The sequence below is a fragment of the Solimonas marina genome (genome assembly GCF_012241385.1).
GTDB lineage: Bacteria > Pseudomonadota > Gammaproteobacteria > Nevskiales > Nevskiaceae > Solimonas > Solimonas marina.
In genome coordinates this window covers 73,027-91,340 of sequence record NZ_JAAVXB010000006.1, presented here as the reverse complement: position 1 = coordinate 91,340, position 18,314 = coordinate 73,027, and the positions used below count along the sequence as shown (strand labels likewise).

Here is an 18,314-nt window from a genome sequence, read left to right as displayed (position 1 = left end):
TTTATAATATTATAATCGTCATTTTACAATTTCAAGCCGGGCAACAGGGAGCGCGTTTGGAAATGCAAGGCGGTGACATCGTCGCTGGCGCGCGTGCACGCCGCGGATCGCAATTCAACCGCTCAGCGCCCGTACCGCCTTGGCGGCGGCGGCGGCGCGGTTTTCGACGCCGAGTTTTTCGAAGACCTGTTCGAGATGCTTGTTCACGGTGCGGTGGCTGATGCCGAGAATCTCGCTCATGTCGCGGTTCGATTTGCCGCGGCTGACCCACAACAGGACTTCGGCCTCGCGGGCGGTCAGCATCAGATGTTGCTGCAACAGTTCGGCCTGCTGGCGCAACGCGTCTTCGCTGTCGCTGCTGGTTTCGGTCAGACGGAACAGGAACTCGTCGGCGCCGGTGGCGCTGACGAATGCGAACTCCAGCCGTCGCGGGCCGTTGTCGACCGTCGCGGTGCCGCCGTCGCTGCCGAGACGTGCCAGCTGTGCTTCGAGGGCTTCCGGCAGGCGCAACGGCGCCCCGTCGCCGGCGGCGAAGGCAGTGCGCAACAGTTGCTCGGCGCGCGGCGTACTCCAGCGCAGGCGGCCGTTGCGGTCGGTCGACAGCAGAAAGCGGCCGGTGGCGTCGAGGGCGACGCGCGAAGCCTGCGCGGTGCGCGCATTGGCCAGATGCACGCGGATGCGCGCCAGTAATTCCTCGACGACGATGGGCTTGGTCACGTAGTCGACACCGCCGGCCTCGAGTCCGCGCAGCACGTGCTCGGTTTCCGACAGGCCGGTCATGAAGATCACCGGCACGTGCGTCAGCATCTTGTCGTGCTTGAGTCGGCGGCAGGTCTCGAAGCCGTCGATGCCGGGCATCAAGGCGTCCATCAGAATCAGATCCGGCGTGATTTCGTCGACCAGCGCCAGCGCGCTTTCGCCGTCGATGGCGACCAGTACCGTGACGCCGGCACCGTCGAGCGTGTCGGTCAGAAAGCTCAGGCTGTCCGGCGTGTCGTCGACGACCAGCACGGTATCGCGGCGGCGGGTGGCGTCATTCACGTCGGAGTCTCCGCCGGCGGCTCGTCGAGCAGCGTCATGTATCCCTTCAGATCGAAATTGGCGACCATGCGCTGCAGGCGCGAGACGAAGCCGGCGTGCATGGGTTCGCTTTGCGCGATCTCGCGCAGCCTGGTTTCGATGGCGCGCACGTGGCCGATGCGGCCGAGCTGACGCAGCTCGTCGAGGTGTCGGACGAATCCGGACGGCATGCCGGCCTGCGGCTGCGGGGTTTCGCCGCCGCCGGCCTGATCGGCGTGCAGCCAGTCGAGACGCAGCAGCTCGCCGACGCGCTCCAGCAGGAAGTCGAAATCCCAGGGCTTCATCAGGAAGGCGTCGTGCGGGGCGTCGCCGTCGCCGCCGGCCTGATAGTCGTGGGCGTTGGCCGAGACCATCATGATGCGCGCGGTCGCGCCGTCGGTACGCAGCCGGCGCGCGACTTCCCAGCCGTCGATGCCGGGCAGGGCGATGTCCAGTGTCACCAGATCCGGCTTGAAGCGCGCCGCCAGTTCCAGCGCGCTTTCGCCGTCGCGCGCGGCCTGCATCTCGAAGCCGAGCCGCCGCAGTGGCTGCAGCAGCAGATCCAGGTGAGTGGGATCGTCGTCGACGATCAACACGCGGCGGCGGCGGCCGCCATAGCCGACCACACGGCGCCGCTCAGCCGGCTCTTCGCTGCCGCCCTGCGCCTCCGACAGCAGCAGACGCACGATGAAGGTGCTGCCTTTGCCCGGCTCGCTGTGCACGATGATCTCGCCGCCCATGATCTGCACCAGCACCTTGGTGATCGCCAGGCCCAGGCCGGCGCCGGGCGCGGCACGCGCCGCCGGCATGCCGCCGCGCTCGAAGGGCTTGAAGATCGCATCGAGGTCTTCGTGGCGAATGCCGATGCCGGTGTCGCTGATTTCGAACTCGGCGACCTGGCTGCGGTAGCGCAGCGTGAAGCTGACCTTGCCGTGGTCGGTGAACTTGATGGCATTCGACAGCAGGTTGATCAGCAACTGGCGCAGGCGCTTTTGATCGGTGTGTACGTAGAGTGGCAGGCGCGCCGGGCGCTGCCACTCGAAGTCGATGCCCTTGGCCGCTGCCTGCGGACGGAACATGTCGGCGATCTGTTCGAGGAAGTCCGGCAGGCGCACGCGGTCGCGTGACAGGCGCAGCAGGCCGCTTTCGATCTTGGAAATGTCGAGCAGGCCGTCGACCAGGTTAGACAGATGCTCGGCGCTGCGGCGGATGATGCGTACGGCGTTCTGCGGCGGCGCCGACGGCTCGCGTTCCAGCAGCTGCGCATAGCCGAAGATGGCGTTGAGCGGCGAGCGGATTTCGTGACTGATGCCGACCACGTAGCGGCTCTTGGCTTCGTTGGCCGACTCCGCCACTTCCTTGGCCTTCTGCAAGGCCGCGTCGGTGCGCTCGTGCGCCTCGATCTCGTCCATCAGCATCGCCGTCTGGCGCATCGTCTCCTGCTGCGCGGCATTGCGGCTCTGGTGGGCGAGCGCGATCAGCCACGAGGCGACGCCGGACAACATGAACAGGCTGACGAAGACGATCCACAGCGTCGTGCCGATCGCCGCCTGCGACGTCGCCGGCATGGTCGTGCCGAACTGCAGATAGATCAGCGACAGCAGCGCGCCGATGACGATGGTGATCAGCAGTTGGATGCCGATGAAGTGGCCGAGCGTGGTGTTGATCGAGCGCGACAGGCGCTGCGGCATGAGTCGCGCCAGCAGCGCGGAGATCTGCTGGCCGAAGCGGCTGTTGTCCTTGCAGATGTCGTGGCAGCGCGCTTCGAGCGTGCAGCACAGCGAGCAGATCGGCCCGTCGTAGGCCGGACACATCGCCATGTCGCTGCGCTCGAAATGGTTCTCGCAGATCACGCAGCGGATTTCCGAGGTCTCGGACGGCAGCGGATCGGCTTCGCGTGCCAGATACCAGCGGCCGCGCGTGGCGATCGCGATCAGCGGTGCCGCCACGAAGGCCGTGACCAGGCCGATGAACGGCGACAGCGCCTGCGACAGATCGCCGAGCAGGCCGACGAAGGCCGCCGACGAGGCCATGATCGACAGCGCCATCGCGCCGACGCCGACCGGATTGATGTCGTAGAGATGCGCGCGCTTGAACTCGATGTATGACGGCGACAGGCCCAGCGGTTTGTTGATGACGAGGTCGGCGGTCAGTGCGCCGATCCAGCTCACCGCGAAGTTGGCGTACAGCACCAGCACCGCTTCGATGACGCTGAAGATGCCCAGTTCCATCAGCAGCAGCGCCAGCAGCACGTTGAACACCAGCCAGACCACGCGGCCCGGATGCGCGTGCGTCAGGCGCGAGAAGAAATTCGACCAGGCGATCGAACCGGCGTAGGCATTGGTGACGTTGATCTTGAGCTGGCAGGTGACGATGAACAGCGCGGTGATCGCCAGCGCGATGCCGGGTGAACCGAGCATTTCGTTGAACGCCACGTAGAACATCTGCATCGGCTGCGTGGCGTCGGCGGCCGGCACGCCGTGGCGCAGCGCGAAGTACGCGAGGAAGGAGCCGGCGATGAGCTTGAGTCCGCCCATGAACACCCAGCCGGGGCCGCTGCTGAGCAGCGCGCTCCACCACGACCAGCCGCTGACGCGGCGTCGGTCGGGCAGAAAGCGCAGATAGTCCGCCTGCTCGCCGATCTGCGGCAGCAGCGACAGCAGTGTCGACGCGGCAAGTGCGAACAGCAGCAGATCGGGATGACCGTCGGCGCGGCCGCGCACGCCGCCGAATTGTGTCCAGTCATGCAGCTCGGTGCGGCCGGCGAACACGGTCTGCCAGACGATGTAGACGATCGGCGCCAGCTGCAGCAGCAACCAGATCGGCTGCGTCGCGATCTGCATGCGGTTGATCAGCGTGATGCCGTAGATGGCGATCGGAATCACGACCAGGGCGCTGATCAGGTGCGCGATCCATAGTGGGATGTGCAGCGCCATTTGCAGCGCCGCCGACATGATGCTGGCCTCGATCGAGAACAGCAGGAAGGTGAATGAGGCGTAGATCAGCGAGGTGATCGTCGAGCCCATGTAGCCGAAGCCGGCACCGCGCGTCAGCAGGTCGATGTCGAGCCCGTACTTCGCCGCATAGCGGGTGATCGGCAGGCCGATCAGGAACATCAGCACGCAGACCGCGATGATCGCCGGCACCACGTTGGCGAAGCCGAGCTGCAGCGTCAGGCCGCCACCGATCGCCTCGCAGGCCAGGAACGAGATCGCACCGATCGCGGTGTTGGCGATGCGAAAGCTCGACCAGCGCCGCGCCTTGTCGGCGGTATAGCGCAGCGCATAGTCCTCCAGCGTCTGCTCGGCCGCCCACTTGTTGTATTGGCGTCGTTCGCGAACGATGCGTTGATGACGGCCGCGCGCCGCCGGCGACCGCGAACCGGCGGCCGGCAAGGCATCGAGGCGCAGCGGCGCGTCGGCCGTCATCGTCGAGCGCGCGGCGTCAGGCGAACGCGAACGCGACGCCGGCGGCGGCCGTCAGCGCACCGGCGAGACGCGCGACATGGCCGTGATGGCGGCGCGACGCCAGGCCGATGCCGAGGCCGGCGCCGTGCAGCGCCGCGGTGGCGAGCACGAAGCCGATCGCATACGCCGCCGGGCTGGCCAGCGACGGCAGTTCCTGGCCATGCGCGGCGCCGTGGAACAGCGCGAACGCCGCGGTCAGCGACATCGCCGCCGGGGTCGGCATCTGGCCGCGCATCGCGACGAGGACGCCGAGCACCAGCAGCGACGCGGCGATGCCGGCTTCGATGTGCGGCGGCACGAAGCCGTTCATCGCGGCGATGCCGCCGACCGCCATCAGTGTCACGAAGCTGGTCGGCAACAGCCACAGCGCGCGGCCGCCGAGCTGCGCGGCCCAGACGCCGACGATGGTCATCGCCAGCAGATGGTCGATGCCGAGCAGCGGATGCAGCAGGCCGGCAACGAAACCGGCGCTGGCCGGGTCATGACCGGGGTGGGCGAGCGCCGGTGCGGCGAAGGCGAGCAGGGCGACGGCGAGGGCAGGACGGGCGAGGCGCATCAGATGGTCTCCGGCAGCGGACGGGCTTCGAGCCCGCCGGTTTCGATGATGAAGCCCGCGATCTCGTGCAGACCGCGGTTCTCCTTGAGGTTGCTGAACAAAAACGGTCGCGCACCGCGCATCCTCGATGCGTCGCGGTCCATGATCTCCAACGACGCGCCGACGATCGGAGCCAGGTCGATTTTGTTGATGACCAGCAGATCCGAGCGCGTGATGCCGGGGCCGCCCTTGCGCGGAATCTTGTCGCCGGCGGACACATCGATGACGTAGATCGTGATGTCGGCCAGCTCCGGCGAGAACGTTGCGGCGAGGTTGTCGCCGCCGCTTTCGATGAAGATCACTTCGAGCGTCGGGAAGCGCTCGACCATGTCGTCGATCGCCGCGAGGTTGATGCTGGCGTCCTCGCGGATCGCCGTATGCGGGCAGCCGCCGGTTTCGACGCCCATGATGCGCTCGGGCACCAGCGCGCCGGAGCGCGTCAGGATCTCGGCATCTTCCTTGGTGTAGATGTCGTTGGTGATGGCGGCGATGTCGTAGTGCTCGCGCAGCAGCTTGCAGAGGCGCTCGGTCAGCGAGGTCTTGCCGGAGCCGACCGGGCCGCCGATGCCGACGCGCAGCGGGCCGTGGCCGCGGGGAGCTTGAGGATTGACGGGAAGGTTCATGAGCGGAACAACCTCGTGTACTGGGTTTCGTGATGCATGGAGAAAAGGTCGAGCATCGGCGCCGCGCTGCCGAGATCGTCGAGTTCGCAGGCCGGTGCCCGGCGCGCGACGTCGGCGACGATCGGTGCCAGCCGTGCGGTCGCGATCTGGCCGTCGGTCTGACCGAGCGGCACCAGACGGACGCCGGCCGAGACCAGGTTGGCGGCGAAGCCGTGCAGATAGGCATGCAGGGCGGCCGTTAGCGCGATGCCGTGCGCGGCGCAGGCCAGCGCCATCACGACGGCGTGCGACAAGTGCCGACCGCGCTGACGTTCGGCGAACGCATCGAGCCAGGGATGCGGCCAGGCGCGACGCGTGACCTGCAAAAAAGCCTGCGCCTGCTGGCGGCTTTCGAGCGCGGTCTCGGCGGTGCCGCGCAGCGCCGCGGCCAGTTCGGAGATCTCGTCGAACGCCGCGTCGTCGTCGGCCGCCTGCCAGGCGTGCGAAAACAACACCGCGTCCATCCAGGCGCCGCCGTGTCGCAACACCGTTTCGATGTAGGCGACCAGGGTCGCGACGTCGCGCACGTCACCGCACTCGATCGCCCATTCCAGGCCGTGGCTGTAGCTGAACGCACCGACCGGGTAGCTCGGCGACGTCCAGGCCAACAGGCGATAGAGCGTGTCGCTGCCGGGGTCGAAGTCGGCGCTCATGCGCTCAATGCCCCTGACCATGGCCGTGATCGCCGACGAACACGAACGACGCCGTATCGCCGTGCGAGTGACCGCCGGCATAGGCGCCGGACTCCGGCGTGAACGGCGCCGACACCGCGCGCGTGGTCGCGCCGAGGCCGTGCAGCATCGCGACGATGACGTGATCGTCGCGAATCAGGATGCGCTCGGCCGACAACTGCGCCGGCAGATGGCGGTTGCCGATGTGCCAGGCCAGCCGCAGCAGCTCATGCGGGTTCGCCGCCGTGACTTCGATCAGTGCTTCGGGCGCCGCATCGACACGCACCACGCGGCCGTCGTCGAGCAGCAAACCGTCGCCATCGTGGATGACCGCGGCACGCGGCAGGTCGAGCAGGAATTCGGTGCCGGCGTCGGCGGTGTAGCGGAAGCGGCGGCGATGGCGCGCGTCGTAATCGAGGGCGATGTGATCGCAGGCGGTGGCGGCGGGCCAGGTGCCGGCGGGGAGGATTTGGTGAGCGTGGTTCATGAGGCAATGGGATCGATGGTGGCGATCAGGACGCCTCGATGGGGGAGTGCTGCGCGCACTGCTGCGTCTGGAGTTCGATTGAGCCTTGCCTTTCGCCTTGTGAGGCGACCTGCTGGGGAGCTTTCACAGGTCGCCCGACAGGGCGAAACAAAAAGCCCAACCGAGAGATGTCGATGACGTGCATGTACGCCATCACGTCAAAACAGAAAATACCGCTGTGCCATCGGCAGCACCTTCGCCGGCTCGCAAGTCAAAAGCTCGCCATCCGCGCGCACCTCATACGTTTCCGGGTTGACCTCGATGTTCGGCATCGCGTCGTTGAGCACCATCGAACGCTTGCCGATGCCGCCGCGGGTGTTCTTGACCGCGGCCATTGGCCTTGAGAGGCCGATGCGGCTGGCGCCGCCGACGTCGATGAAGGCCTGGCTGACGAACAGCAACGACGATTCGAGGCCGGCGCGGCCGAAGGCGCCGAACATCGGCCGGTAGTGAATCGGCTGCGGCGTCGGGATGCTGGCGTTCGGATCGCCCATGGGCGCCAGCACGATGCTGCCGGACTTCAGCACCATGTCCGGCTTGACGCCGAAGAAGGCGGGTGACCAGACCACGAGATCGGCGAGTTTGCCCGGTTCGACCGAGCCGACGTGCTCGCTGATGCCGTGCGCGATCGCCGGGTTGATCGTGTACTTGGCGATGTAGCGCCGCGCGCGGAAGTTGTCGGCACCGTTGCCGTCGGGACCGAGGCTGCCGCGCTGCACCTTCATCTTGTGCGCGGTCTGCCAGCAGCGGATCACCGTTTCACCGACGCGGCCCATGGCCTGCGAGTCCGAGCTCATCATCGAGAACGCGCCGAGATCGTGGAGGATGTCCTCGGCGGCGATGGTCTCCTTGCGGATGCGGCTTTCGGCGAACGCGACATCCTCGGCGATCTTCGGGTCGAGGTGGTGGCAGACCATCAGCATGTCGAGATGTTCGTCGAGCGTGTTGACGGTATACGGTCGTGTCGGGTTGGTGCTCGACGGCAGCACGTTCGGCAGGCCGGCGACGCGGATGATGTCCGGCGCATGGCCACCGCCGGCGCCTTCGGTGTGGAAGGCGTGGATGGTGCGGCCCTTGAACGCGGCGATGGTGCTTTCGACGAAACCCGATTCGTTGAGGGTGTCGGTGTGCAGCGTGACCTGCACATCGAGCGCGTCGGCGACCGTCATGCAGCAGTCGATCGCCGCCGGCGTCGTGCCCCAGTCCTCGTGCAGCTTCAGGCCGCAGGCGCCGGCCAGCACCATTTCCTCGAGCGCCGCCGGCCGGCTCGCATTGCCCTTGCCGAAGAAGCCGAGATTCATCGGGAAGCTCTCGGCGGCCTGCAGCATGCGCATCATGTGCCAGGGGCCGGGGGTGCAGGTGGTCGCCAGCGTGCCGTGCGCGGGGCCGGTGCCGCCGCCGAGCATGGTGGTGATACCGGCGGCCAGCGCCTCGTCGATCTGCTGCGGGCAGATGAAGTGAATGTGCGCGTCGATGCCGCCGGCGGTGATGATCTTGCCTTCGCCGGCGATCACTTCGGTGCCGGGGCCGATGACGATGTCGACACCCGGCTGCACGTCGGGGTTGCCGGCCTTGCCGAGCTTGACGATGCGGCCGTCACGAATGCCGATGTCGGCCTTGATGACGCCCCAGTGGTCAAGGATCACGGCGTTGGTGATGACGGTGTCGACGGTGCCGTCGCCGCGGCTGGCCTGCGACTGGCCCATGCCGTCGCGGATGACCTTGCCGCCGCCGAACTTGACCTCCTCGCCGTAGATCGTGCGGTCCTCGTCGACGCGAATGAACAGCTCGGTGTCGGCGAGGCGGATGCGGTCGCCCGTGGTCGGGCCATACATGCCGGCATAGGCGCGGCGGTTGATCGTTGTCGCCATTACTTGCCCCCGTCCAGTGCGCCCATGATCTCGCCGCGAAAGCCGAAGATGCGGCGCGCGCCGGTGTAGGCGACCAGCCGCACCTCGCGCGTTTGCCCCGGCTCGAAGCGCATCGCGGTGCCGGCGGCGATGTCGAGGCGCATGCCGCGCGCCGCGTCGCGGTCGAAGGCCAGCGCCGGATTGGTTTCGGCGAAGTGGTAGTGGCTGCCGACCTGCACCGGCCGGTCGCCGGTGTTCGACACGTTCATGGTCCGCGTCGGACGGTCGGCGTTGAGCGTGATGTCGCCGTCGGCGGGGAGGATTTCACCTGGGATCATGGGTTCACCGGATCGGCTGGTGGACGGTGACGAGCTTGGTGCCGTCGGGGAAGGTCGCTTCGACCTGAATCTCGTGAATCATCTCGGCGACGCCTTCCATGACCTGATCGCGCGTGACGACCTGCGCGCCGGCCTGCATCAGCTCGGCGACGCTGCGGCCGTCGCGCGCGCCTTCGACGACGGTGTCGGTGATCAGCGCAATCGCTTCCGGGTGATTGAGTTTGACGCCGCGTTCGAGGCGGCGCCGCGCGACGATCGCCGCCATCGCGACCAGCAGCTTGTCTTTTTCCCGCGGCGTGAGATTCACGTAAGCGTCCTCATGTCATGTCCTTCGATATTCAGCAGTACCAGACCTGCGGCAAGCGCGCCGGCAGGCCGCCGGCACGGGCACGCAACAGGCCGGCGACGGTCACCGCCGCATCGCGCAGCGCCATCGCATCGGTGCCGAGCAGGCGCACGATCAACAGCCCGTCCAGCGTCGTCGCGCCGCCGGTGACGGGCAGGGCGCTCAAGGTGTCGCGCACCGCGTCGAGCTGCGCCGCGGCCGTGGGGCCGATCAGCAACAGGGTCGCGGCGGCGGCAGCGCCGTGGTAACCGAGCCGCGCGTCGAGTCGGTCCTGCACATGGCCCGCCAGATGCTGGGCGTCGGCCCAGATCAGACGGCCGTCGCGGCGAATGCGCCAGACATCGTGCAAGAGTCCGGCGTCGAAGCGCTCGTTCATCGCGCGGCGCCCGAACACCACGCTTTCCAGGGCCAGGACGTGGGCGTCGCCGCCGAGGTTCATCGTCACCGAGCGGCGCAGGCGCGCGCGGTCGAAGAGGATGGTCTCCTGCGCCAGCCATTCGGCCCAGGCGGCGGCGCCGACGTCGAGCGTGACGTCAATGCGCGTGTCGTCCTCGTCATCGAGCGCGCGGTAGAGCTTTTCGGCGGCCTGCGTGCTGAACGTGGCGCGGGCTCGCGCGCCGACCTGCAAGGCGATGTCGAGGCGGTCGCCGCCGGTCAGGCCGCCACTGGTCGTCAGCAGCACCGCCTGCGGCGGCTCGCCGGCGTCGACGTCGGGAAACAGCACGCGGCACGGCGCGCGCTGATACAGATCGGCCAGTCGTGTGATGCCGTCGCGGTCGGCGCGATACGACAGGCGCAGGGCGCCGTCGACGCGCTGGCGGCGCAGCGCCGGCGCGCGCGGCAGATGCAGGTTGGGGAGGCTGGCGGTCATCGGTCCGGCGTCATGGCATGACGCATCGTCGCGATCTTGGCCCGACAGGGCAAGCTGCACGTATACGTCAAATACCCCATGGCGGTTTCGCGCGCACCGGGCGCCGCCACCATCTCCCGCCGCCACTACGTCAAACGCCCCATACCGGCAGCTTGCCGCGATCCATAGCCTGCAATGGCACGGTCGTTCGACTTGGGATCGCGACCTGCATCACTTGGGCGGCTTCACGCAACGAGGGGATTCACTATGAAGATGGGAGCGACGGCGCCAGGGCAGCGCCGCGTGTCACGGATGATGATCTGCGCGCCGGCACTGCTGGCGGCGATCGGGACCGGGTCGGCCTTTGCGGCCGAGGTGACGATTCCGCCGGTATCGGTCGGTGCCGGCATCCGGTCGAGCTTCGTCCATACCGACGCCGACGGCGCCGCGGAGAAGACCAACGACTTCACGCTGAATAGCGCGCGTATCTACATCAGCGGCGGCATCACCGATAACATCAAGTTCAGCTTCGATACCGAATACACCGATCCGGACGGCGCCGATGATCGCGTGCGTGTCATCGATGCGATCGGCCGCTTCGAGTTCTCGCCGCAGTTCAACGTCTGGGCCGGCCGCTTCCTGCCGCCGAGCGATCGCGCCAACCTGCACGGTCCGTACTACGCCAACAACTGGGGCTTCGCCGTCGACGGCATCGAGGACGGCTATCCGTTCTACGCCGCCGGCCGCGACGATGGCATCGCCTACTGGGGCGACTTCGACAAACTGAAGTTGTCGTTCGGTGTGTTCGACGTGCCGGCCACCGACGCGTCGTCCGGCGACGGCAAGCATGTCGTGACCGCCGGCCGCATCCAGTACGACTTCTGGGATGCCGAGCCGGGCTATTACCTCAACAGCACCTACTACGGCGACAAGGACATTCTGGCGCTGGGCGTGGCCGCGCAGCACGGCAACGGCGATACCGCCGTGACCGTTGACGGCCTGATGGAAAAGAAGATCCCCAGCAACGGCGGCGTGGTCAGCCTGGAGGGCGAGTACGCCAAGTACGACTACCCGTTCAGTGGCTACGGCTACGCGGGCCAGAAGTCGAGCAGCGGCTTCTTCGGTCTGGCGGCCTACCTGTTCCCGCAGAAGGTCGGTATCGGCCAGTTCCAGCTGCTCGGCAAGTACGCGTCGAACACCTACGACGTGCCGGGCCAGGACGTCGATCTCGATACGACGGAGTTCAACATCAACTACGTCATCAAGAGCTTCAACGCGCGCCTGAGCCTGTTCTACATCGACAGCGACTACAAGCACGCCGCCGGCGACAGCAAGCAGGTCGGTCTCGGCATGCAGCTGCAGATCTGACGCGTCGCCTCAATCCATACGGAGTGATAACACCATGCAACGCAGAAATTTGATACGCACGATGATCGCGGCCGTTGCCGCGCCACTGCTGATGGCGACCAGCCTGCAGGCCTCCGCCTTCGACGGCGAGATCAAGGTCGGTGTCCTGCACTCGCTGTCGGGCACGATGGCGATCTCGGAATCGACGCTGAAGGACACGGTCCTGATGCTGATCGACGAGCAGAACGCCAAGGGCGGCGTGCTCGGCAAGAAGCTGGTGCCGGTGGTCGTCGACCCGGCGTCGAACTGGCCGCTGTTCGCCGAAAAGGCGGCGGAGCTGCTGGAGAAGGACAAGGTTTCCGTCGTGTTCGGCTGCTGGACCTCGGTGTCGCGCAAGAGCGTGCTGCCGGTGTTCGAGAAGGACAACGGCCTGCTGTTCTATCCGGTGCAGTATGAAGGTGAAGAATCGTCGAAGAACGTCTTCTACACCGGCGCCGCGCCGAATCAGCAGGCGATCCCGGCCGTCGACTATCTGATGAACGACGTCGGCGTGAAGCGCTGGGTGCTCGAAGGTACGGACTACGTCTATCCGCGTACGACCAATAAGATTCTCGAAGCGTATCTGAAGGCCAAGGGCGTCAAGTCCGACGACATCATGGTCAACTACACGCCGTTCGGCTTCTCCGACTGGCAGAGCGAAGTGGCCAAGATCAAGGCCTTCGGTTCGGCCGGCAAGAAGACCGCGGTGGTCTCGACGATCAACGGCGACGCCAACGTGCCGTTCTACAAGGAACTCGGCAACCAGAAGATTTCCGCCGAGGACATCCCGGTCGTCGCGTTCTCGGTCGGCGAGCAGGAACTGTCCGGTCTCGACACCAAGCCGCTGGTCGGCCATCTCGCCGCCTGGAACTACTTCGAGAGCGTGAAGTCGCCGGCCAACAAGGCCTTCATCAAGGAATGGCACGCCTACAAGAAGGATCCGAAGGCGGTGACCAACGATCCGATGGAAGCGACCTATATCGGCTTCAACCTGTGGGTGAAGGCGGTCGAGAAGGCCGGTACCACCGACACCACCAAGGTCATCGACACGCTGCCGGGCCTGGAAACGCCGAATCTGACGGGCGGCACTGCCAAGGTGCTGCCGAACCACCACATCACCAAGCCGGTGTACATCGGCGAGATCAACGACGACGGCCAGTTCGACGTGGTCTGGAAGACCAAGACCGAAGTGCCGGGCGACGCATGGTCGGACTACCTGCCGGGCAGCAAGGATCTGAAGAGCGACTGGGTCACGCTCAAGTGCGGCAACTACAACACCAAGACCAAGCAGTGCGTCGGTCAGAAGAACTGAGCCTGTGATGACACGGACAGACCAAGTGGCAGTCTTGACCCCGGGCGTTCAGCCCGGGGTCTCTCTTGCGCAGCGCCTGCAGCGCGGTCTGTCCGCGTTGCTGCTGGCTACGTCGTTCGTCGTGGCGGCGCCCGCGTTCGCACAGGACGTGCAGGCGGACGCCGGTACGGCAACGGGTGCGGACGGCGGGGGCGAGGCTGCACCCGCCGCTCCGCACGACTTTGCGGGTGACGTGCAGAGCATGGCCGACGCCGGATTCAGCGAGAAGGAAGACCTGGCCGGACAGATCGTGCAGTCCGGCAATCCGCGGGCGATGACGGTGCTGCAGGCCCTGCTCGACGGCAAGCTGTATTCGAATTCCGATGACGGCAAGGTCTACATCGTCGGCGACGCGCCGGATGATGCGACCAGTCTGCCGGTCAGCGATGCGATCACGGGCGAGACGCTCAAGCCGATGTCGCCGGACGACATCGACCGCATCGGCACCAACAACGGGCTGCGCAAGACACTCAAGGTGCTGATCGCGCAGCTCAAGCTCAACGACCCCAGCGCGACCGTACGTCGCCAGGCGGTCAAGGAAATGATGCGCGACCTCGACGACTCGACGATCGCCGCGCTACGCGAACGCAAGGCGCACGAAACCGATCCGGGGGTGCTCAAGCGCATCGACGCCGGCCTGGCGCTCGGCGATCTTGGCGGTGCCGATGCCGACAAGCAGCTCGCCGCGGCCACGCTGTTGTACGGCGATCTCGACGACGAGGTTTACAACGCGCTCAAGCCGCTGTCGACCGGCAAGGACACCGATCCTCGGGTGCGCGCGGCGGCGCTCAAAGCGGTTCAGCATGTCGACTTCTGGCGTGACATCTACAACGCCGCGCAGACCCTGTTCTTCGGCCTGTCGCTGGGCTCGGTGCTGGTGCTGTCGGCGATCGGCCTGGCCATCACCTTCGGCGTCATGGGTGTGATCAACATGGCGCACGGCGAGCTGATGATGCTCGGTGCCTATACCGCCTACGTCATGCAGCTGCTGATGCCGAATCACATCACCGCCGCCGTATTGCTGGCGATACCGGCGGCGTTCTGCGTCTCCGGCCTGGCCGGCGTCGCGATCGAACGCGGCATCGTGCGCTTCCTTTATGGCCGGCCGCTGGAGACGCTGCTGGCAACCTTCGGCCTGTCGCTGGTGCTGCAGCAGTTGGTGCGCTCGATCTTCTCGCCGCTGAACCGTTCGGTGTCGACGCCGGACTTCATGAGTGGCGTCTGGCAGCTCAACGACCTGTTTTCGCTGACCTGGAACCGGCTCTACATCGTGCTGTTCGCGCTGATCGTGTTCGCCGCGCTGCAACTGGTGATGAAGCGCACGTCGCTGGGCCTCAAGGTCCGCGCAGTCTCGCAGAACCGCGCGATGGCGCGCGCCATGGGCGTACGCAGTCAGTGGGTCGACGCGGCAACCTTCGGCCTCGGTTCCGGTATCGCCGGCATCGCCGGCGTGGCGCTGTCGCAGCTGACCAATGTCGGTCCCAATCTCGGCCAGTCCTACATCATTGATTCGTTCATGGTCGTGGTGTTCGGCGGCGTCGGCAATCTGTGGGGCACGTTGATCAGCGGCATGTCGCTGGGTGTGGTCAACAAGCTGCTCGAACCGTATGCCGGCGCCGTGCTCGCGAAGATTTTCGTCCTGGTCTTCCTGATCCTCTTCATCCAGCGCCGGCCGCGCGGTTTGTTCCCGCAAAAGGGCCGGGCGGCGGAGGGCTGAAGGGATGAATCTCCACTTTCAGCCTTGCGGTGCGCGCATCGCTCCCACCTCACCCAACCCTCTCCGCCCCCGAGGGCGGAGAGGGCTCCATGCCGCGGACGACATCATCGACGCGCCTGCGCGACGTTGGCGATATGACTTTCCTTCATCGCCAGGCACGGATCGGATTTCGCTGCACGGCGACTCCCCGCCGCCCGTACACGGGGGGAGGGGCTGGGGGAGGTGGGCGCCCGCTCGCCGCACCGAGGTGAAAGCAACCATGCAACCATCATTCACCGACCGCCCGCGGCAAAGCGATCGCGACATCTTTCTCATAGCGCATTCGAAGTGTCTGCGCGGCGCCGGCGATGTGACTTTCCTTCGTCGCCAGGCGCGGATCGGATTTCGCTGCACGGCGACGCCCCTCCGCCCGCGTGCCGGGGGAAGGGGTTGGGGGAGGTGGGCGCCCGCTCGCCGCACTGAGGTGAAAGCAACCATGCAACCATCATTCGCCGGCTACCCGCGGCAAAGCGATCGCGACATCTTTCTCATAGCGCATTCGAAGTGTCTGCGCGGCGTTGGCGATGCGGCGCCCGTTCGTCGCCAGGCTCGGATCGGATTTCGCTGCACGGCGACTCCCCTCCGCCCGCACACGGGGGGAGGGGCTGGGGGAGGTGGGCGCCCGCTCGCCGCGCCGAGGTCGATGCGCCCATGAAGACTTCATTCATCAATCGCCTCCTGCAAAGCGACCGCGGCAGCGGCATTTTCCTTGGCGTGCTGCTGCTCGCCGCAATCCTGGTGCCGCTGCTCAATCTCGCGGTGCCGGAAGGCTCGGCGCTGCACGTGCCGACCTACACCGTGACGCTGCTCGGCAAATACCTGTGCTATGCCTTGCTCGCGATCGCCGTCGATCTGGTCTGGGGCTATTGCGGCATTCTGAGCCTCGGCCATACCGCGTTCTTCGCGCTCGGCGGCTACGCCATGGGCATGTATTTGATGCGCCAGATCGGCACGCGCGGCGTCTACGGTAATCCGATCCTGCCGGACTTCATGGTGTTCCTGAACTGGAAGGAACTGCCGTGGTTCTGGCACGGCATGAACCACTTTCCGTTGGCGATGCTGATGGTGGTTCTGGCGCCGGGTGTATTGGCCTTCGTATTCGGCTGGCTGGCGTTCCGCTCGCGTGTCACCGGCGTCTACCTGTCGATCATCACGCAGGCGCTGACCTATGCGCTGATGCTGGCGTTCTTCCGCAACGAGATGGGCTTCGGCGGCAACAACGGCCTGACCGACTTCAAGGATCTGCTCGGCTTCGATCTGCAAAAGGGCAGTACGCATGTCGCGCTGTTCCTGGCGACGGTCATCGCGCTGGCGCTGGGTTTCCTGGCCTGCCGCTACATCGTCAACTCGCGCTTCGGCCGCGTCATCGAAGCAGTGCGCGACGCCGAAAGCCGCGCGCGGTTCATCGGCTACAAGGTCGAGTCGTACAAGCTGTGGCTGTGGGTGTTCTCGGCGATGCTGGCCGGGATCGCCGGCGCGCTGTACGTGCCACAGATCGGCATCATCAATCCCGGCGAGTTCGCGCCGCTGAACTCGATCGAGGTGGTCGTTTGGGTCGCGGTCGGTGGGCGCGGCACGCTGTATGGCGCAGCGCTCGGCGCGGTGCTGGTCAATTACGCCAAGACCTATCTGACCGCGGCCTTGCCGGAGGTGTGGCTGTACGCGCTCGGCGGTCTGTTCGTGCTCGTCACGCTGCTGCTGCCGCAGGGTATCGTCGGTCTGCTGCGCAAGCTTCGGAAGCAATCATCATGACGGCCCGCCTTATCGACCGTGCGCTCGGCCGCGGCATCCGCTCGCAGCCGCTCAAGCCCGATGTGTCGCACAACATCATTTTGTATCTCGAAGACATCACCGTCAGCTTCGATGGCTTTCGCGCGCTCAACGCGCTGAACCTGTACATCGAAGCCGGCGAGCTGCGCTGCATCATCGGACCCAATGGTGCCGGCAAGACGACGATGATGGACGTCATCACCGGCAAGACGCGGCCAGACGCCGGGTCGGCCTGGTTCGGCCAGACCATCGACCTGTTGGCGATGCGCGAGCCGGCCATCGCCGAAGCCGGCATCGGCCGCAAATTCCAGAAGCCGACCGTGTTTGGCAGCCACACGGTGTTCGAGAATCTCGAACTGGCGATGGCCGGCGACAAGTCGCCGTGGAAGATTCTGTTCGCCAAGCTCAGCGGTGAGCAACTGGGCCGCATCGAGCAGGTGCTGGAAACCATTGGCCTGACGCACGAGCGCGACCGCGATGCCGGCAGTCTGTCGCACGGCCAGAAGCAATGGCTGGAGATCGGCATGCTGCTGATGCAAGACCCGCAGTTGCTGTTGGTCGACGAGCCGGTGGCCGGCATGACGCCGCAGGAAACCGAGCGCACCGCCGAGCTGCTGGTGTCGCTGGCCGGGCAACGCTCGGTGGTCGTCGTCGAACACGACATGGATTTCGTCCGCTCGATCGCGCGCAAGGTCACCGTGCTGCATGAAGGCAGCGTGTTGGCCGAAGGTTCGATCGACCAGGTGCAGAACGACCAGAAGGTCGTCGAGGTGTATCTCGGTGAATGATCCGATGAGCGAAACGACCCCGAACGACGCGCTGCTCGCGGTGCGCGGCCTTAACCAGTTCTACGGCGGCAGCCACACACTGTGGGATGTCGACATGCTGGTGCCGCGCGGCTCGCGCACGGTGCTGATGGGCCGCAACGGCATGGGCAAGACCACGCTGCTACGCACCGTCATGGGCCTGGTGCCGGCGGTCAGCGGCGAGATCGTCTACGACGGTCGCGAGCTGCGCGGCATCGCCGCCGAAACCCGCGCCGGCCTGCGCATCGGCTTCGTGCCGCAGGGCCGCGAGATCTTCTCGCAGCTGTCGGTCGAGGAAAACCTGCGCATCGGCATCTACGCACGCGCCGACAAAGCCAGGTTCGCCGACGTCATCGAGCGTATCTACGCAACCTTTCCGGTGCTCAAGCAGATGTCACGGCGGCGCGGCGGCGATCTGTCCGGCGGCCAGCAGCAGCAGCTGGCGATCGGCCGGGCCATGGTCCTCGACCCGCAGCTATTGATCCTCGACGAACCCTGCGAAGGCATTCAGCCCAACATCGTCCACGAGATCGGCGATCTGCTGCTGCGCCTCAACGAGGAACAGGGCCTGACGGTGCTGCTGGTCGAGCAGAAGCTGCCGTTCGCGCGCCGCGTCGGCAGCGAGTTCCGCATCATCGACAAAGGTCGGATGGTCGCCACCGGCGCGATCGGCGATCTTAGCGACGAGCTGATTCGCACGCATCTGACCGTCTGATTTGGCCGTATCAGCGTCACGATCCGGCACCCAACCGTGTTTCAAGGGGGAACGGCCTGGGCCGTCCTCGCAGCTGGGCACTGCGAGGGCGGCACAGTCTTGATCCTGCGCAGCGATGATCGGCTCCGGTCATCAGTTGCGGCGAGCGAAGTGGCCAGTCCTCCGC

General features: G+C 66.2%; 16 protein-coding genes. 6 read left to right on the top strand and 10 right to left on the bottom strand.

Annotated elements, in window-relative coordinates; translation table 11 throughout:
- Nucleotides 1–114: 114 nt before the first annotated feature.
- The 10 genes from G7Y82_RS12025 to G7Y82_RS11980 all read right to left on the bottom strand — a co-directional run bounded on the left by G7Y82_RS12025 (nucleotide 115) and on the right by G7Y82_RS11980 (nucleotide 10,385).
- The gene (locus G7Y82_RS12025; protein ID WP_168148376.1) at nucleotides 115–1,041 is read right to left on the bottom strand and encodes a response regulator; all 927 of its coding nucleotides are present in this window, start codon (nucleotides 1,039–1,041) and stop codon (nucleotides 115–117) included.
- Nucleotides 1,038–4,487 (bottom strand): ATP-binding protein, encoded by a 3,450-nt coding sequence (locus G7Y82_RS12020; RefSeq protein ID WP_168148375.1) that lies wholly within the window; start codon nucleotides 4,485–4,487, stop codon nucleotides 1,038–1,040. The genes G7Y82_RS12025 and G7Y82_RS12020 overlap by 4 nt, the downstream gene beginning before the upstream one ends.
- A gap of 16 nt (nucleotides 4,488–4,503) precedes the next feature.
- Entirely contained in the window at nucleotides 4,504–5,082 is a 579-nt protein-coding gene (locus G7Y82_RS12015; protein ID WP_168148374.1) for a HupE/UreJ family protein, read from the bottom strand.
- Entirely contained in the window at nucleotides 5,082–5,744 is a 663-nt protein-coding gene (gene ureG / locus G7Y82_RS12010) for an urease accessory protein UreG (RefSeq protein ID WP_168148373.1), read from the bottom strand. The genes G7Y82_RS12015 and ureG overlap by 1 nt, the downstream gene beginning before the upstream one ends.
- A complete protein-coding gene (locus G7Y82_RS12005; RefSeq protein WP_168148372.1) occupies nucleotides 5,741–6,436 on the bottom strand; it encodes an urease accessory protein UreF in 696 nt (231 codons plus the stop codon). Before G7Y82_RS12005 ends, ureG begins: the two co-directional genes overlap by 4 nt.
- A gap of 4 nt (nucleotides 6,437–6,440) precedes the next feature.
- Entirely contained in the window at nucleotides 6,441–6,941 is a 501-nt protein-coding gene (gene ureE, locus G7Y82_RS12000) for an urease accessory protein UreE (RefSeq protein ID WP_168148371.1), read from the bottom strand.
- Between the two features lie 197 nt (nucleotides 6,942–7,138).
- A complete protein-coding gene (gene ureC, locus G7Y82_RS11995; protein ID WP_168148370.1) occupies nucleotides 7,139–8,851 on the bottom strand; it encodes an urease subunit alpha in 1,713 nt (570 codons plus the stop codon).
- Nucleotides 8,851–9,168, bottom strand: a complete 318-nt coding sequence (locus G7Y82_RS11990) for an urease subunit beta (RefSeq protein ID WP_168148369.1) — start codon at nucleotides 9,166–9,168, stop codon at nucleotides 8,851–8,853. Before G7Y82_RS11990 ends, ureC begins: the two co-directional genes overlap by 1 nt.
- Before the next feature lie 4 nt (nucleotides 9,169–9,172).
- Nucleotides 9,173–9,475, bottom strand: a complete 303-nt coding sequence (locus G7Y82_RS11985) for an urease subunit gamma (RefSeq protein ID WP_168148368.1) — start codon at nucleotides 9,473–9,475, stop codon at nucleotides 9,173–9,175.
- 31 nt (nucleotides 9,476–9,506) lie between these two features.
- On the bottom strand, nucleotides 9,507–10,385 hold the full coding sequence (locus tag G7Y82_RS11980) for an urease accessory protein UreD (RefSeq protein WP_168148367.1): 879 nt from the start codon (nucleotides 10,383–10,385) through the stop codon (nucleotides 9,507–9,509).
- Nucleotides 10,386–10,631: 246 nt separating this feature from the next.
- Here G7Y82_RS11980 and G7Y82_RS11975 point away from each other — a divergent pair, with 246 nt between their 5' ends.
- The 6 genes from G7Y82_RS11975 to urtE all read left to right on the top strand — a co-directional run bounded on the left by G7Y82_RS11975 (nucleotide 10,632) and on the right by urtE (nucleotide 18,148).
- Nucleotides 10,632–11,732 carry a porin family protein gene (locus tag G7Y82_RS11975; RefSeq protein WP_168148366.1) on the top strand — a complete coding sequence of 367 codons (1,101 nt, stop codon included), beginning with the start codon at nucleotides 10,632–10,634 and terminating at the stop codon, nucleotides 11,730–11,732.
- A gap of 91 nt (nucleotides 11,733–11,823) precedes the next feature.
- Nucleotides 11,824–13,062: an urea ABC transporter substrate-binding protein gene (gene urtA, locus G7Y82_RS11970; RefSeq protein WP_366515660.1), complete on the top strand. Its 1,239-nt coding sequence runs from the start codon at nucleotides 11,824–11,826 to the stop codon at nucleotides 13,060–13,062.
- 241 nt (nucleotides 13,063–13,303) lie between these two features.
- Nucleotides 13,304–14,818 (top strand): urea ABC transporter permease subunit UrtB, encoded by a 1,515-nt coding sequence (gene urtB / locus G7Y82_RS11965; protein ID WP_436286673.1) that lies wholly within the window; start codon nucleotides 13,304–13,306, stop codon nucleotides 14,816–14,818.
- Between the two features lie 690 nt (nucleotides 14,819–15,508).
- Nucleotides 15,509–16,609, top strand: coding sequence for an urea ABC transporter permease subunit UrtC (gene urtC / locus G7Y82_RS11960; RefSeq protein ID WP_168148363.1), 1,101 nt, complete (start codon nucleotides 15,509–15,511; stop codon nucleotides 16,607–16,609).
- The gene (urtD, locus tag G7Y82_RS11955; protein WP_168148362.1) at nucleotides 16,606–17,415 is read left to right on the top strand and encodes an urea ABC transporter ATP-binding protein UrtD; all 810 of its coding nucleotides are present in this window, start codon (nucleotides 16,606–16,608) and stop codon (nucleotides 17,413–17,415) included. The genes urtC and urtD overlap by 4 nt, the downstream gene beginning before the upstream one ends.
- Before the next feature lie 31 nt (nucleotides 17,416–17,446).
- Nucleotides 17,447–18,148 (top strand): urea ABC transporter ATP-binding subunit UrtE, encoded by a 702-nt coding sequence (gene urtE, locus G7Y82_RS11950; protein ID WP_168148514.1) that lies wholly within the window; start codon nucleotides 17,447–17,449, stop codon nucleotides 18,146–18,148.
- Nucleotides 18,149–18,314 lie beyond the last annotated feature (166 nt).